Origin of the sequence: Flavobacterium sp. KACC 22758, assembly GCF_028736135.1 — a bacterium.
Taxonomy (GTDB): Bacteria; Bacteroidota; Bacteroidia; order Flavobacteriales; family Flavobacteriaceae; genus Flavobacterium; species Flavobacterium johnsoniae.
Genome location: NZ_CP117878.1, coordinates 2,607,398 through 2,622,975, shown reverse-complemented (window position 1 = coordinate 2,622,975; position 15,578 = coordinate 2,607,398). Strand labels below are relative to the sequence as shown.

At 33.5% G+C, this 15,578-nt stretch carries 13 protein-coding genes; 7 read left to right on the top strand and 6 right to left on the bottom strand.

The window, feature by feature from the left end:
* The first annotated feature begins 112 nt into the window (after positions 1-112).
* The 3 genes from PQ462_RS11260 to PQ462_RS11250 all read left to right on the top strand — a co-directional run bounded on the left by PQ462_RS11260 (position 113) and on the right by PQ462_RS11250 (position 5,337).
* Positions 113-2,644, top strand: coding sequence for a PIG-L family deacetylase (locus PQ462_RS11260; protein WP_274253572.1), 2,532 nt, complete (start codon positions 113-115; stop codon positions 2,642-2,644).
* Positions 2,645-2,766: 122 nt separating this feature from the next.
* Positions 2,767-4,491 carry a sodium:solute symporter gene (locus PQ462_RS11255; protein WP_274253571.1) on the top strand — a complete coding sequence of 575 codons (1,725 nt, stop codon included), beginning with the start codon at positions 2,767-2,769 and terminating at the stop codon, positions 4,489-4,491.
* A 216-nt stretch (positions 4,492-4,707) separates the two neighbouring features.
* Positions 4,708-5,337, top strand: a complete 630-nt coding sequence (locus tag PQ462_RS11250; RefSeq protein ID WP_274253570.1) for an MCP four helix bundle domain-containing protein — start codon at positions 4,708-4,710, stop codon at positions 5,335-5,337.
* 15 nt (positions 5,338-5,352) lie between these two features.
* On the opposite strand, the gene PQ462_RS11245 is transcribed toward PQ462_RS11250, so the two are convergent.
* From PQ462_RS11245 to PQ462_RS11230, 4 genes are all read right to left on the bottom strand, one after another.
* Complete coding sequence (locus tag PQ462_RS11245; protein ID WP_274253569.1) at positions 5,353-5,766, bottom strand: nuclear transport factor 2 family protein; 414 nt, start codon at positions 5,764-5,766, stop codon at positions 5,353-5,355.
* On the bottom strand, positions 5,766-6,293 hold the full coding sequence (locus PQ462_RS11240; protein WP_274253568.1) for a TetR/AcrR family transcriptional regulator: 528 nt from the start codon (positions 6,291-6,293) through the stop codon (positions 5,766-5,768). The genes PQ462_RS11245 and PQ462_RS11240 overlap by 1 nt, the downstream gene beginning before the upstream one ends.
* Before the next feature lie 167 nt (positions 6,294-6,460).
* Positions 6,461-6,835 carry a DUF779 domain-containing protein gene (locus PQ462_RS11235; protein WP_274253567.1) on the bottom strand — a complete coding sequence of 125 codons (375 nt, stop codon included), beginning with the start codon at positions 6,833-6,835 and terminating at the stop codon, positions 6,461-6,463.
* Positions 6,836-6,904: 69 nt separating this feature from the next.
* On the bottom strand, positions 6,905-8,410 hold the full coding sequence (locus tag PQ462_RS11230) for an aldehyde dehydrogenase family protein (RefSeq protein ID WP_274253566.1): 1,506 nt from the start codon (positions 8,408-8,410) through the stop codon (positions 6,905-6,907).
* 273 nt (positions 8,411-8,683) lie between these two features.
* On the opposite strand from PQ462_RS11230, the gene pheT reads away from it, so the two are divergent.
* Complete coding sequence (gene pheT / locus PQ462_RS11225) at positions 8,684-11,104, top strand: phenylalanine--tRNA ligase subunit beta (protein ID WP_274253565.1); 2,421 nt, start codon at positions 8,684-8,686, stop codon at positions 11,102-11,104.
* A gap of 229 nt (positions 11,105-11,333) precedes the next feature.
* Here pheT and PQ462_RS11220 read toward each other — a convergent pair whose 3' ends face one another.
* Positions 11,334-12,158, bottom strand: a complete 825-nt coding sequence (locus tag PQ462_RS11220) for an N-acetylmuramidase family protein (protein ID WP_274253563.1) — start codon at positions 12,156-12,158, stop codon at positions 11,334-11,336.
* Between the two features lie 338 nt (positions 12,159-12,496).
* Between PQ462_RS11220 and PQ462_RS11215 the strand changes: the two genes are divergently transcribed.
* The 3 genes from PQ462_RS11215 (at position 12,497) to PQ462_RS11205 (ending at position 14,981) form a co-directional block, all read left to right on the top strand.
* On the top strand, positions 12,497-12,931 hold the full coding sequence (locus tag PQ462_RS11215; protein WP_274253562.1) for a hypothetical protein: 435 nt from the start codon (positions 12,497-12,499) through the stop codon (positions 12,929-12,931).
* 627 nt (positions 12,932-13,558) lie between these two features.
* Positions 13,559-14,347, top strand: a complete 789-nt coding sequence (locus PQ462_RS11210; protein WP_274253561.1) for a sensor histidine kinase — start codon at positions 13,559-13,561, stop codon at positions 14,345-14,347.
* Positions 14,331-14,981, top strand: a complete 651-nt coding sequence (locus tag PQ462_RS11205; RefSeq protein ID WP_274253560.1) for a response regulator transcription factor — start codon at positions 14,331-14,333, stop codon at positions 14,979-14,981. The genes PQ462_RS11210 and PQ462_RS11205 overlap by 17 nt, the downstream gene beginning before the upstream one ends.
* On the opposite strand, the gene PQ462_RS11200 is transcribed toward PQ462_RS11205, so the two are convergent.
* Positions 14,982-15,494, bottom strand: coding sequence for an adenine phosphoribosyltransferase (locus PQ462_RS11200; RefSeq protein WP_274253559.1), 513 nt, complete (start codon positions 15,492-15,494; stop codon positions 14,982-14,984). It abuts the gene before it with no gap.
* Positions 15,495-15,578 lie beyond the last annotated feature (84 nt).

The following is a 15,578-nucleotide window of genomic DNA, read 5'->3' as shown; positions in this document are numbered from 1 at the left end:
TTTATTCTTAAAATTAAGGTATAATTATTGTGCGTTAACATTTCATTTAAATAATCTTCCATAAAATAATTAGTATTTTTGGGACAATTTCAAAAAAACATCTAACTCTGCCATGCGAAAAATACAGGTTTCATTTCTTCTTCTATTTTTTATAGGTTTTCAAATCACATTTGCACAACAGCCTCAAAAACCAAATTCTGTTGAAATTTACAATCAAATTAAAAAGCTAAACTTTTTAGGTTCAGTATTGTATCTTGCCGCACATCCTGATGACGAAAATACCCGTATGATTTCTTATCTGGCCAACGAAATGAATGCCAGAACAGGTTATTTATCGTTAACAAGAGGCGACGGCGGACAAAACTTAATTGGCCCGCAATTACGTGAATTACTTGGAGTTATTAGAACTCAGGAATTAATCGAAGCCCGAAAAATTGACGGCGGAGAACAATTCTTTTCAAGAGCAAACGATTTTGGTTTTTCTAAAAATCCAGACGAAACACTCGAAATTTGGGATAAAGATAAAGTCCTTGCCGATGTGGTTTGGACCATCAGAAATTTTCAGCCGGATATTATCATTAACCGATTCGATCATCGTTCGCCGGGAACTACTCACGGGCATCATACATCATCTGCTATGCTGAGCGTTGAAAGTTTTAAATTAACAAACGATCCAAAAATATATCCTGAACAGCTTAAATATGTTGCTCCGTGGCAGGTAAAACGCCAGTTTTTTAACCCATCGTGGTGGTTTTACGGAAGCCAGGAAAAATTTGATGCTGCTAATAAATCTAAATTTACTAAACTCGAAACAGGAGTTTATTATACAGGAACAGGAAAATCGAATCAGGAAATTGCTGCTTTAAGCCGAAGCCGTCATCAATCACAAGGTTTTGGAAGTACCGGAGTTCGCGGTTTAGAAACTGAATACCTTGAACTTATTAATGGCGAAGCTCCAAAAGACCGTGATAATTTATTTGATGGAATTGACACCAGCTGGAACCGCATTAAAAACGGAAAACCAATTGGAGATTTGATTTCGGCAATTATTGAAAAATACAATTTCAATAATCCATCTGCCAGTATTCCAGATTTGGTAAAAGCGTATTCTATGATTGAAGCTTTAGATGATACGCATTGGAAAACTGTAAAAGCAGCAGCTATTAAAAATATTATTGCTTCCTGCTCTGGTTTATACCTTGAAGCTGTTGCAAGCGAACAGGAAGCGACTCCGGGAAGCACTATAAAATTAAGTCTTGAAGCCATTAACCGATGTGCTGTTGAAATGCAGTTAACAAGCATTACAACATTGCCGGACAATAAAACGACAGTTCAAAACAGTGTTTTAAAAGACAATAACGATCAAAGAATCAATCTGCAGATACAGCTTCCAAATAATATTGAATATACACAGCCATATTGGTTAAAAGAAAAGGCTTCAGTTGGAATGTACACTGTTTCTAACCAATTAAATATTGGAATTCCTGATATTATTAGAGAAGTAAAAGTTGTTTTTAATGTAAAAATAAGCGGTGTTGAAATTCCGTTTGAACGAACTGTAGTTTACAAATACAATGACGGTGTAAAAGGCGAAATGTATAATTTTCTGGATATAGTGCCAGAAGTTACAACCTCGATCTTAGAGAAAGTATTGGTTTTTAGAGATACTAAAACCAAAATGATTCCGGTAAAAGTACGTGCAGGAAAAGATGATATAAAAGGAAATTTGCAATTAGAACTTCCAAAAAGCTGGAGTGTATCTCCAAAACAAATTCCGTTTACTTTAGACAAAAAAGGAACAGAACAAATCTTTTATTTTGAAGTTACACCGCCCGTTAATCCAGAAGAAGTTGTCGCAAAAAGCATTGCCGTTGTAGACAATAAGCGTTTTGACAGAGACCAAACCATTATTGATTTTAATCATATTACGAAACAAATGGTTTTAAAACCGGCAGAATCAAAATGTATCAGAATAGATTTAAAAACTTCTGGCGATGCGATCGCTTATATTATGGGCGCAGGTGACGAAGTTCCGGAAAGTTTAACCCAAATGGGTTACAAAGTTTCTATTTTAAAACCAGAAGAAATTACTCCTGAAAAATTAGATTCATTCAGCACGGTGATTACAGGAATCCGTGCTTACAATACCGTAAATGCATTAGCAAACAAACAAAACATCTTGTTTAATTTTGTAAAAAGCGGTAAAAACATGATCGTGCAGTACAATACCAACGGGAAATTGGTAACCGATAAAATTGCACCTTATCCGTTAAAGCTATCAAATGACCGTGTAACCGAAGAAAACGCAAAAGTTACATTCTTAGCTCCTAATCATCCGGTTTTAAATACGCCAAACAAAATCACGTCTAAAGATTTTGAAGGCTGGACACAAGAACAGGGTTTATATTATCCAGACGAATTTGACCCTGCCTTTACTCCCATTATTTCATCACATGATAAAGGAGAATCAGCTAAAGAAGGTGCTTTATTAGTGGCACCTTACGGAAAAGGATATTACATTTATACCGGTTTAAGCTTTTTTAGAGAATTACCAGAAGGTGTTTCCGGCGCTTATAAACTGCTATCGAATATTATTTCGTTAAAACAGCCAATTGAAGCCCCAAAACAAGATATAAAGCAATAAAAACCGCAATATGGAAGCTAAAAAAACAAAAAAATGGAAAAAAAGCTACACCTATGTTTTAGTAGCAAATGCAATTTATATTGTGATTTTTTTCTTAATCATGCAATTTTATTCATAACCTTATGCAGCTATTTGACTGGATCGTACTTATTGTAACCCTTTTATTCATTGTTGGATATGGTTCATGGAAAACCAAAGGAAGCAAAAACGTTGAAGACTTTATTTTAGGAAACAACGAAACTCCGTGGTACACCGTTGGACTTTCTGTAATGGCAACACAAGCCAGCGCCATTACTTTTTTGTCTACACCGGGACAGGCTTATCACGACGGCATGGGATTTGTTCAATTCTATTTCGGACTTCCAATTGCCATGATTGTGATTTGTTTGACATTTATTCCGCTTTATCACAAATACAAAGTATTTACTGCCTATGAATTTCTCGAAAAACGATTTGATGTAAAAACACGTTCGCTTGCCGCTATCCTGTTTTTAGTACAACGAGGATTAGGAACCGGACTTACCATTTATGCTCCTGCCATTATTTTGTCGGCACTTTTGGGCTGGAACCTTACCGTTATGAATATTATAATTGGGGTAATGGTAATTATTTATACGTTTTCTGGAGGAACCAAAGCCGTAAACGTTACGCAGAAACAGCAGATGTTTGTTATTATGTCGGGAATGTTTATCACCTTTTTCCTGATTCTGCATTATCTGCCAAACGATATGACTTTTACAAGCGCTTTGCATATTGCTGGTGCAAACGATAAAATGAACATTGTGGATTTCTCTTTTGATCCAGAGGAAAAATATACTTTTTGGAGCGGTATTACCGGAGGATTTTTCTTAGCCCTCGCCTATTTTGGTACAGATCAGTCGCAGGTTGGAAGATATTTATCAGGAAAATCAGTTGCTGAAAGCCAGATGGGATTAATCATGAACGGACTTTTAAAAGTTCCAATGCAGTTTTTCATACTTCTTACCGGAGTTATGGTATTTGTGTTTTTTCAATTCAATCCAGTTCCGTTAAATTTTAATCCGAACAATAAAGTTGTAATCGAAAAATCAGCTTATAAAGAAGAATATCATGCTTTAGAAAAAAAACTAAGTAAACTTTCTGAAGATAAAAAAGTAATTAATCTGCTGTATATCGATCAGTTAAATCAGGATTACGACAATCCAATTCTGAGAAAAGAATTAGTGAATTTGTCAAATAAAGAAAAAGATTTACGCGACCGCGCCAAAGAAATCATTTCAAGAGCCGACAGCAACAGTGAAACAAATGATAAAGATTATGTCTTTTTCCATTTCATTCTGCATTATTTACCAAAAGGATTAATTGGTTTACTGCTTGCCGTGATTCTTTCAGCTGCCATGTCATCAACAGCTTCCGGATTAAATGCTTTGGCTTCTACTACCGCAATCGACATTTACAAAAGAAATCTCAAAACCGAAAAATCAGAGAAACATTATCTTAATGCAACTAAATTTTTTACTTTATTTTGGGGAGTTGTAGCAATACTTTTTGCCTGTGTGGGAACTTTGTTTGAGAATTTAATTCAGCTTGTAAATATCATTGGATCTATCTTTTACGGAACAGTTCTGGGAATTTTCCTTGTTGGTTTTTATTTAAAAAGAGTTCAGGCAAAGCCAATGTTTATCAGCGCCATCATCAGTCAGTTAACCATTTTTGTAATTTATTATTACATGATTTACAGTCAGGAAAAATTAGGCTATTTATGGCTGAATTTCATTGGTGCGATTTTAACTATTGTATTGTCGCTTTTATTGCAATTCTTATTCTTTAAAGGAAAACCAAATGATGAAGAGCTCGTATTAGAATAATACATCTCTGGTTATTACATAATTTTTTCATTTCAACGAACGAGAAATCACATTAGAAAATCTACAAAGATTTTCTGATTACTGTGCGGAAATACTATTGTGATTTCTCCTTCGCCGAAATGACGCTATTCCATTTGTTTTCAAGTTTCAAAAATACTGTTTAGTCAGAAACAAATTTCTATCTTTGAGAAAAGCAATTTCCTAAACTAAAGCATTATGAGTGACCATAAAAAATACAGCAATAAAACCAAAGCGGCTTTTGTATTGCTGATTGTAATGCTTATCATCTTATTAGGAAACTTTAATACACTCCGGAATTCTAAAAATGTAAATGAAAACATCAACGCGATTTACAAAGACAGATTGGTTGTTGCCCACTATATTTTTCAATATTCCAAACAATTGCATTTCATAAAAGCCGAAGCCGAAAAACTAGATTTAAGCGATAACATCAAAAAAAGCGAAATAATTCATACACTTGATATTATTCATAACATTGATGATTTGTATGCCAAAACAGTTTTAACCAATAAAGAAAAACAATACTTTGATACTTTTTTAAGCTCCTGTAAGGAAATCAACAAACAGGTTGAAAATAAAAACTGGAGTAAAATTGCCAGTTCAAGTGCCGAAGCCCTGAAAACGTTAGAATCTTTATCGCAGATACAAATAAAAGAAGGAAAAGCAAAACTGGCAAATGCAAATGCTATGTACAGCAAAAACAATAGTTTAGGACAATTGCAAATTGCTTTATTAATTGTTTTAGGCGGTATAACTTTTTATCTTTTAATTGTAAAAAAAATCAAGAGAAAGATAAAAATCCCTGAACCGCCTAGTATGAATTAATTTATTCCGTAGAATTTATCTTAACTTTCTGTCTTCTTCTTTTATTTGCAGGTCGTTTATACTGGCAAATCTTTTCTGCATTAAACCATCAGCATCAAATTCCCAGTTTTCATTTCCGTAAGCTCTAAACCAGTTTCCGTTAATATCCTGATATTCGTATTCAAATCGTACTGCAATTCTGTTGTCAGTATGAGCCCAATATTCCTTTTTTAATTTATAATTCCTCTCTTTCTTCCATTTTTCGGTTAGAAAAAGAACAATTTCCTCACGTCCGTTTACGAACTTATCCCTGTTTCTCCATTCGCTGTCAACAGTATAAGCTTTTGAAACTCTTTCTGGATCCTGGCTGTTCCAGGCATCTTCTGCCAGTTGAATCTTTTCTATTGCGGTTTCTAAAGTGAAAGGCGGCAATGGTAATTTCTGTTCCATTATTTTAAAATTAAAGTTTGAATTATTTTTTTTGACTGTTCTATTAACTCGTTTGATTTAAACAACTGACTTTCTATTATACAGCTTTCAAATAATAAATACACATGATCTGATAGTTGTTCCTCTTTTAAAATATCCCCAAAATAATTCCGTAAATCATTTTTATGACTTTGAATAACACTGCGTATTTTAGTATTATCAGGCGGAATCTCAGAAAGTATATTAAGGAAACTGCATCCTCTAAAATTTTCTTTTGCATTCATGAAAATTAAAAAGTCAAAAGAGCTTAAAACTTTAGAATTTAAGTCTCCTGCATTTAAAGTAAATTTTTGCAGTTCATCAAACCAAAAAGAATGACGCTGATTCAAAAAAGCCACACATAAATCTTCTTTTGATTTAAAATGCTGATAAAAGCTTGCTTTGGCTACTTTCGCTTCCTCAATAATCTGATTGATTCCCGTAGCATTATAACCTTGTTTGTGAAATAAAGTAAAAGTCTTTTCTAAAATTCGTTCTTTAGGGAGCATTTTCAAATAAATTAGAATACAAATATAATAATTTTTCAAAACAAATAGACAGACTTGTCTGTTTGTTTTGAAAAATAAAAAAAGACGCATCATTCACAATGCGTCTTTATAGAAAAAAACTTTGTCCCTTTGTTACTTTGAACCTCTTAGCCTTTGAATCTCCTCCTTCAATCAAAAACCATTACAGGTTCTAAATCCTTCTCTTCTTCTTCGGTAAAAATTCTATATTCAATTTGAAAAGTTTTTTTTAAAGGAGTTTCGAGAGAGAAACCTCCCACGCCAAAAGCATCAATAACTTTAAGAGTAAAATGCGCATGTTTCCAATATTCAAATAAATCTTTATCTACCCAAAATTCAGTATCTTCAATCGTGCCAATACATACATCACCCATTCGCTGGTAATAACCGCCTTTTTCAAAACATTGCGGCTGTGTTCCTTCACAGCATCCGCCTGCCTGATAAAACATCAAATCACCATGTTTTTCTTTTAGAATTTGTATTAATTCTATAGCGTCTTTTGTTGCATCTAACCTTTTTATCATGACATTTTTTTATTAAATTAAAAAAAGGCAAGTCCGAAAACTTACCTTTTAAACCAATCAAATAACTATTTAAAAGAAACCTAATTTCTTTTTATCATAAGAAATCAACATGTTTTTGGTCTGACGATATTGACTTAACATCATTTTGTGGTTTTCACGACCAATTCCGGATTGTTTGTATCCTCCAAACGGAGCACCTGCAGGATAAGAATGGTATTGGTTTATCCAGACACGACCTGATTGAATCGCTCTTGGAACCTGATAAATTTCGTGTGCATCACGTGTCCATACTCCTGCACCTAAACCGTACATAGTATCATTGGCAATTTCGATTGCCTCTTCGGTAGTTTTAAAAGTAGTTACTGCCAAAACCGGCCCAAAAATTTCTTCCTGAAAAATTCTCATTTTGTTGTGGCCTTTCAATAAAGTCGGTTTGATATAATAACCGCCTTCAAGACCACCTCCCAAATGGTTAACATCTCCTCCAGTCAGTAATTCCGCACCTTCTTCTTTTCCTAATTTAATATAAGACAGGATTTTTTCTTTTTGAACCAATGAAGTCTGCGCCCCAATCATAGTTGATTTGTCTAACGGATTTCCGGCAATAATAGCTTCTGTTCTTTCGATTACTTTAGCAATAAACTTGTCGTAAATATCTTCATGAATCAATAATCTTGATGGACAAGTACAAATTTCACCTTGATTTAAGGCAAATAATACTGCGCCTTCAATGGCTTTATCGAAGAAATTGTCATCATGATCTGCTACAGAAGGGAAGAAAATATTTGGTGATTTTCCGCCTAATTCTAAAGTTACCGGAATAATGTTTTCAGTCGCGTACTGCATTACCAAACGTCCCGTTGTAGTAGAACCTGTAAATGCGGCTTTAGCCACTTTTTTGTTTGTAACCAACGGACGTCCAAGTTCAGCACCAAAGCCGTTTACAATATTTAAAACTCCAGGAGGAAGAATATCGCCTATTAATTCCATTAAAACCATTATAGAAATTGGTGTGCTTTCTGCTGGCTTTAAAACGATTGTATTTCCTGCTGCAAGTGCCGGAGCAATTTTCCAGACAGCCATTAAAATTGGAAAATTCCACGGAATAATCTGTGCTACAACACCTAATGGTTCGCTTAATGCAATCGAAACGGTCTGCGAATCCAGCTCTGCAATTGAACTTTCTTCAGCACGGATTACTCCTGCAAAATATCTAAAGTGGTCAATTGCCAGCGGAATATCTGCCGCAAGGGTTTCGCGAATTGGTTTTCCATTATCGATCGTTTCAACCGTAGCGATATACTCTAAATTGTCTTCGATTTTCTGTGCAATCTTATTCAATAAAATACTTCGGTCTGTTACCGAAGTTTTTCCCCATGTTTTAAACGCTTCGTGCGCGGCATCTACCGCTTTTTCAAGATCTTCTTTGCCAGAGTGTGCTGCTTTTGTAAAAACTTTTCCATCTATAGGAGAAACTACATCAAAATATTCGCCTGTAATAGGAGCTGTAAATTTTCCGTTGATGTAATTGTCGTATTTTGCCTTAAATTCAGGTCTTTGTGCGGTTGTGCTCATAATTAGTAAATTTTGGATTTATTTCAAATTTACCTTCATATTCCCGAAGAGAATAGCACTTTTCGTTCATCTAATAGCACAAATATTACACTTTTGATTTTATAAGTTTCTTTTAATGTTTTTTTATTAAAATTTTAATACTAAAAATATAAAATACTTATTTCTGTAAGCTTTTTCACTAATAAAATGCAGTGAGAAAAAACCAAATAATTTCTTTCTTACTACAATTCTCAATTCTTATATTTGTATCCTCATAAAAAGAATTAAACTAAAATGAAAATATCTTACAACTGGTTAAAACAGTTTATTAAAACTGATTGGACATCTGAGCAAACTTCTGAATTATTGACAGATTTAGGTCTTGAGGTTGAAGTTGTCGAGAAATACCAGTCTATTAAAGGCGGATTAGAAGGAGTTGTTGTAGGACATGTACTTACCTGCGAAAAACATCCTGATGCAGACAGATTAAAAGTTACTACTGTAAATATTGGTTTAGAAGCTCCTATACAAATTGTATGCGGTGCTGCAAATGTTGCTGCTGGTCAAAAAGTGCCCGTTGCCACTATTGGAACTGTTTTATATGATAAGGAAGGCGCTGAGTTTACTATTAAAAAAGGTAAAATCCGCGGACAGGACAGCCACGGGATGATTTGTGCCGAGGACGAGTTAGGCCTTGGAACAAGCCACGACGGAATTATGGTTCTGGATGAAAACCTGGTTCCGGGAACTCCTGCTTCTGAAGTTTTTCAGATTGCAAATGATGAAGTTTTCGAAATTGGATTGACACCAAACCGTGCCGATGCCATGAGCCATTTTGGAACTGCACGTGATTTAAGAGCAGGAATGCTGCAACGCGGTGTTAATATCGAATTAATTACGCCGTCTGTAAGTAACTTTAGAGTAGATATGCGTACGCTTAAAATTGATGTTAATGTTGAAGAACCAACTTTGGCACCAAGATACTGCGGTGTAACTATCTCAGGAATTACGGTACAGGAATCTCCAAACTGGTTACAAGATCGTTTAAAAGCGATTGGTTTAACACCAAAAAATAATATCGTTGACGTTACTAACTATGTATTACATGAATTAGGACAGCCGCTTCATGCTTTTGATGCTGCAAAAATCAACGGTAAAGTAATCGTTAAAACATTACCAGCAGGAACTAAGTTTACAACATTAGACGATGTTGAAAGAACACTGCATGCAGAAGATTTAATGATCTGCGACGAAAAAGGACCGCTTTGCATTGCAGGTGTTTTTGGTGGAAAAAAATCCGGAGTTTCAGAAGGAACAACTGCTATTTTCTTAGAAAGTGCTTATTTTGATGCTGTAAGCGTTCGTAAAACGGCAAAAAGACATCAATTGAATACAGATGCTTCTTTTAGATTTGAAAGAGGAATTGACCCAACTATAACTGAATATGCTTTAAAACGTGCTGCACTTTTGATTCAGGAAGTTGCAGGCGGAAAAATTACTTCTGATGTTGTAGAAGTGTATCCTAAAAAAGTAGAAGATTTTTCTGTTTTATTGAATTTCAGTCATGTTTCTAAAATCATCGGACAGGAAATTCCGAAAGATACAATCAAAAAAATATTAGTTTCTTTAGATATTAAAGTAAATAGTGTTTCTGACACTGGTTTAGGTTTAACTATTCCTGCATATCGTGTAGATGTACAGCGTGAAATTGATGTTATTGAAGAAATCTTAAGAGTTTACGGTTACAACAATATTGAGTTTTCTAAAAAATTCAATGCAACGGTAGCCAATTCTCCAAGAACAGAAGATTACAAAGTTCAAAATGTTATTGCTTCTCAATTAAACTCACAAGGTTTTCATGAAATGATGGCAAACTCTTTAACAACAGCTGCGTATGCTAAATTATCTACAGCTTTAAAAGAAGAACACAACGTTACGATGTTAAATCCTTTGAGCAGTGATTTATCAACAATGCGCCAGTCTTTATTGTTTTCTGCATTAGAAGCAGTTTCATACAACATTAACAGAAGAAATTCTGATTTAAAATTATTTGAATTCGGAAAATCATACCATAAATACCTTAACGGTTACGAAGAGCACAAACATTTAACTCTATCTATCTCTGGAAACAGAAATAAAGAAAGCTGGACAACTCCTCAAAAAGGAACAGATTTCTTTTTACTAAAAGGTTACGTAAAAGGCATTTTAGCACGTTTAGGAATTGAGAAAATCTCAAATGCTCCGGTTCAGTCAGATGTTTTCTCTGAAGGAACTTCTATTTGCTACAACAATGATACATTAGTTGAAATGGGAGTGGTTAAAAAATCAATCTTAAAGCATTTTGGAATTAAACAAGATGTATATTATGCTGATTTCAACTGGGATTTAATTTTAAAAATCATTACCGGAAAAATTAAATATACTGAAATTCCTAAATATCCAGAAGTAAGAAGAGATTTAGCTTTGTTAATCGACGAAAAAACAACTTACGAAAGCATCTTTAATTTGGCGAGACAAACTGAAAAAACGCTTTTAAAAGACATTAATTTATTTGATGTTTACCAAGGAAATAAGCTTCCGGAAGGGAAAAAGTCGTATGCTTTGAGTTTCACTATTCAGGATAACACAAAGACGCTTACAGATGCTCAAATCGATAAAATCATGTCGAAATTACAGCAGACTTTTGAAACTGAATTAGGCGCAAGCTTAAGATAATAGTTTTATCTATATAAATATTCAAACCCGACAGACTTTAAAACTTGTCGGGTTTTATTTTTGTTTCAGTTTTTTTGTTTCAGGTTTCAGGTTCTTGACTTTGAACATAGTTTTTACCGTAAAGTTCGCAAAGATCCGCAAAGCTTAAACAACTTATTTACGAATAGTTATCGTGATTAACCATCCCAACAAACCTGAAACCTGAAACTTGGAACCTGAAACAAAAAAATCATTTAGAATATTTCAAATAAGCACGCTGTAGTTTTTCGTCATATTTGTTGGTTTTATAAGCCGGACCATTGTATTTTAAAGCAAATGCTGCCCAGTTTTTACTTCGTAATGTTTCTATTAAATTATTTTTCTTTAAGAACATCCCAAAAGCTTTTAAGTGTTCGCCTTCGTTCTCATTCATTTTAATAACAAACTCATCAATACTTTGATAACCAATTGGCACTGCATTGAAGCCCATTATCTGGAAAAGTCCCCACGAAGCCGAACAATTAGCAGCATCTCTAATTTTCTTATCTGAACCTAAACTTGCTGCTTTTTCTAAACGGCTGTATTCTTCGGCTCCGCCCACATAGTATTTTCTGTTATACTTTTCAAATAGAATATTCTCATTTAAAGTATTAACGTAAATATGCGGATCAATATTTCTATTTTCCAATTGTTTCCAAAAAATATGACCTTCAAATAAAATCTTTGGTCTTCCGTCAACCAGAAAGCCTTTTCCGTTGCTTTCAACTTCATTCACTGCTTTTACGACAGCCAATTCAAGATTAAACTGTTTAGCAAAATCTATAAGATTTTGCTCTGAAAGCAGCTTAGAATTTGACGTTTTACTATTTTTACTTTTTTCTAAAAGCACTGTCCACGTTTTCAAACCTACTACTCCATCAACAACCAAATTGTTTTTTAATTGAAAATTTTTTACTGCCTTGTCTGTTGCCGTTCCAAAACTATCAGAAACTACAACGCTGTACCCTAATTTTACGAGAAGCTCATTTAAGTAATAAACTTCATTGGATTTTACTCCTAATTTAATAGTTCTCATGCCTTTTTATTTAGAATTATTTTTTACTGAAATTCATTTAGGCTTTTAGATTAAGAGCTGTAAAATTTAAGTTTTGTTACCCGGCAAGCTCTTGATTTTTACATCGTATAAATAACATATTTAAATAGTCTATTTAGTGCTTAAATTGATGTTGTAAAATTATTTAATTATAATTAACTACTATACAATACTTTACCCCGAATTTTTAGATAATTTTACCTAACAAAAAAAGGGTATTTTTCCCCTTGTGGTGTTTTTGGGTTTCAGATAATTTTGTCCCATCAACAAATAAAAAAAACAGTAAACTAAACCATTAACCAATTAAATTTTAAATAATTATGAAAAATCCACCCGCAAAACCTAGTCAGTTAATAACTAAAGAATTTGCAAAGCAGCTAAATGTTAATTATAACAATAAAAAAACTGCTTCTTTAACAGCAAAAGGAGCTGCAAAAGAAGATGCGAATGCTATTTGGTATTCATTAGAAGCATTAGAAAGTTATATCCATTACATTAAAACACATGGCGCAAAAGACGGATATAACGTAGATGGGATACGTTTTTATTTTGGCGTATATCCAGATGATGAAAAACACGGTGAAAAAGCCGGATTAACAACCCTATTCTTGGTTCCAACGGGAAAAAAAGTCGAAGATAATACCGCAAAAATTCAAAGTTTTGCTTTAGTTCAAGATACAGCACCAGCTGATATACAAAGCCTTGAACCTATGAATTACGGAAATATCGGCAGACCGCCAAGCTTAATCTATTAATTAACTTATGTTTGAATTTTTAAGATCTTATATCATTTATTTAGCTTTATTATCAGGAAGCATCGGATTAATTTCAATGCATAAATTACCTGGTAAGAAAGCTAAATTTTTAGTAATTTTAATCTGGTTTTCTGCACTAATTGAATTTGTAGGATACTATTTTACATATTGGACGGGCTTATTAAATTATTATGTCTATAATTTTTATATGTTCGTTAGTTTCTCAGCCTATATTTTATTACTGCGAAGTCTTCTGCTAAAAATAAATTACAGATTGACCGCAGTTTATTTTCTTATACTATTTATACTTTCCTTCTTTTTAAACATCATGTATTTTAAAGAAGATCCTAATCGTTCTTTTACCTATAGTTTTGCGATTGGAGTAGTATTAGTATTAATATTATCATGTTTATATCTGGTAGAGATTTTTAATTCAGACAAAATTTTAAATTTTAAACGATCTGTTTTTTTCTGGTACATTTTAGGAATATTGGTTTTTCATGTCCCTTTTACGCCTTTTATGCTGGCTATAAACTGGTTTCTCATCAAACAAGATGAATCAGTGTTCAGCCTTGTATTATTCATTCTAAATATTCTGGCGCACAGTTGTTACATAATCGGATTTCTATGGAGCGAAAAGAAATACAATTACTAGTCATTTCATTAAGTATCGTTTTTTTAACCTTACTTGTTACTGTATTGGTTCTTTTCCTGTATTTTTTAAAGAAGAAAAACAACTACTTGGTCGAAAAAATGGAAGCTGAAATGTATTTCCAATCAGAACTTGTAAAAACCAGAATTGAGATAAAAGACCAGACGCTTTCTGAAATCAGCAAAGAACTTCATGACAACATTGGGCAGATTATTTCTGTTGGCATAATGCAGCTCAATATGTCTATCAGCAGTAAAAGCATTCAGGTAAAAGAATTAAAAGATCTTAAAGATGTTCTGGCAAAAGCATTAGACGAACTCCGAATTTTATCCCGCATTATCAATAAAGATAATCTACTTCAAAACAACTTTATAGAAGCCATAAAACAAGATTTAGAACGTGTAAAAAAACTGAGAAAAATTCATTATCGTTATACTTTAACCGGAGAAATTCCAAAAATTAATGAAGAACACGATTTATTCATTTACAGGATTTTTCAGGAAGCTTTACACAACAGCCTAAAACACTCCCACAGTGATTTATACGAAGTAAATATTACAACAACCGAAACGCTTTTTCAATTAAAATTAAAGGATTTCGGAATTGGCTATGACATTAACAAAGCAAATTCCGGATTAGGATTAACCAACATGAAACTGAGAGCTAAACTTATTGGCGCTCAATTAATCATGGAATCAAATGCATCAGGAACAACCGTAACCTTAGAATACCCTTTAACAACAACCAATGAAACTGAATACTAAAAGTAAAATTATTATAGTCGACGATCATCAGCTTTTTTCTCAGTCATTAGAACTTTTAATAAAAAGTTTTGGAGATTATGAAGTTATCGACCGATTTGAGAATGGAAAAGTTTTTATTTCCTATCTGCAGGAAAACCCGGAAACCAATATAGATTTGGTTTTACTTGATGTAAATATGCCTGTTTTAGACGGATTAAGCACCATGAAATGGATTAAGGAAAACAGACCTGATTTAAAAGTAATTGCCCTTTCTGTAAATGACGACGAGGAAATAATCATCAAAATGATTACAAATGGCGCAAAAGGTTATCTGCTGAAAGATACGTCACCAGATATTTTTAAAGACGCCATTGAATGTGTTATTGAAAAAGGATTTTATTACACCGAACTGGTTTCAGGAATTCTTATTAACAAAGTCAACAGCGACAATAAAAAAGTGAATTTAAAAGAAAAAGAACTGGTTTTTATTAAACATGCCTGCACCGAGATGACTTACAAAGAAATTGCCTCAGAAATGTGTTTGAGTCCTAAAACCATCGACGGTTACAGGGAATGTTTATTTGATAAATTAGAAATAAAAACCAGAATAGGTTTAGTGCTGTATGCTGTTAAACATAAAATTGTATTTGTCTAATTAATAAGCCAGCGCAGCAAAAACCGGATAATCTTTAATTTTTTCACGTCCGTTTAGAAAAGTTAACTCCATCAGGAAATTACATTGTACAATTTCTCCGCCTAGTTTTTCCACCAATTCACAAACGGCTTTTGCTGTTCCGCCAGTTGCCAGTACATCGTCATGAATTAAAATACGATCGCCTTTTTTAATGGCATCTATGTGCATTTCCAGGCTGTCTGTTCCGTATTCTAATTCGTATGAAGCTGAAATAATATCAAAAGGCAGTTTTTTAGGTTTTCTAACCGGAATAAATCCTGCTTTTAGTTCTTGCGCTAATAACATTCCGAAGAAAAAGCCGCGGCTTTCTGCTCCTACCACCTTATCGATTTTCTGTCCTTTTAGAGAATTTACCAGAATTGACAAGCATTCCTGTCTGGCTTCAACGTTATTTAACAGCGGAGTGATATCTTTAAATAAAATTCCTTCTTTTGGAAATCCCTGAATATCACGTATATAATTTTCAATCTTCATTTTTTTTTATTTTTATCTTATTTTATGTTTGTATATGTCACATTTATGTCTATCTTTGCACCCGCAATAAGCAATCAACAAAGC

What these genes read in the sequence shown, in the direction of transcription:
- PQ462_RS11245 (WP_274253569.1), bottom strand. Translation starts at nt 5,766, where the DNA reads ATGGAACAGAAATTACCATTGCCGCCTTTCACTTTAGAAACCGCAATA.
- pheT (WP_274253565.1), top strand. Translation starts at nt 8,684, where the DNA reads ATGAAAATATCTTACAACTGGTTAAAACAGTTTATTAAAACTGATTGG.
- PQ462_RS11230 (WP_274253566.1), bottom strand. Translation starts at nt 8,410, where the DNA reads ATGAGCACAACCGCACAAAGACCTGAATTTAAGGCAAAATACGACAAT.
- PQ462_RS11220 (WP_274253563.1), bottom strand. Translation starts at nt 12,158, where the DNA reads ATGAGAACTATTAAATTAGGAGTAAAATCCAATGAAGTTTATTACTTA.
- PQ462_RS11215 (WP_274253562.1), top strand. Translation starts at nt 12,497, where the DNA reads ATGAAAAATCCACCCGCAAAACCTAGTCAGTTAATAACTAAAGAATTT.
- PQ462_RS11260 (WP_274253572.1), top strand. Translation starts at nt 113, where the DNA reads ATGCGAAAAATACAGGTTTCATTTCTTCTTCTATTTTTTATAGGTTTT.
- PQ462_RS11210 (WP_274253561.1), top strand. Translation starts at nt 13,559, where the DNA reads ATGGAGCGAAAAGAAATACAATTACTAGTCATTTCATTAAGTATCGTT.
- PQ462_RS11255 (WP_274253571.1), top strand. Translation starts at nt 2,767, where the DNA reads ATGCAGCTATTTGACTGGATCGTACTTATTGTAACCCTTTTATTCATT.
- PQ462_RS11240 (WP_274253568.1), bottom strand. Translation starts at nt 6,293, where the DNA reads ATGCTCCCTAAAGAACGAATTTTAGAAAAGACTTTTACTTTATTTCAC.
- PQ462_RS11200 (WP_274253559.1), bottom strand. Translation starts at nt 15,494, where the DNA reads ATGAAGATTGAAAATTATATACGTGATATTCAGGGATTTCCAAAAGAA.
- PQ462_RS11205 (WP_274253560.1), top strand. Translation starts at nt 14,331, where the DNA reads ATGAAACTGAATACTAAAAGTAAAATTATTATAGTCGACGATCATCAG.
- PQ462_RS11235 (WP_274253567.1), bottom strand. Translation starts at nt 6,835, where the DNA reads ATGATAAAAAGGTTAGATGCAACAAAAGACGCTATAGAATTAATACAA.
- PQ462_RS11250 (WP_274253570.1), top strand. Translation starts at nt 4,708, where the DNA reads ATGAGTGACCATAAAAAATACAGCAATAAAACCAAAGCGGCTTTTGTA.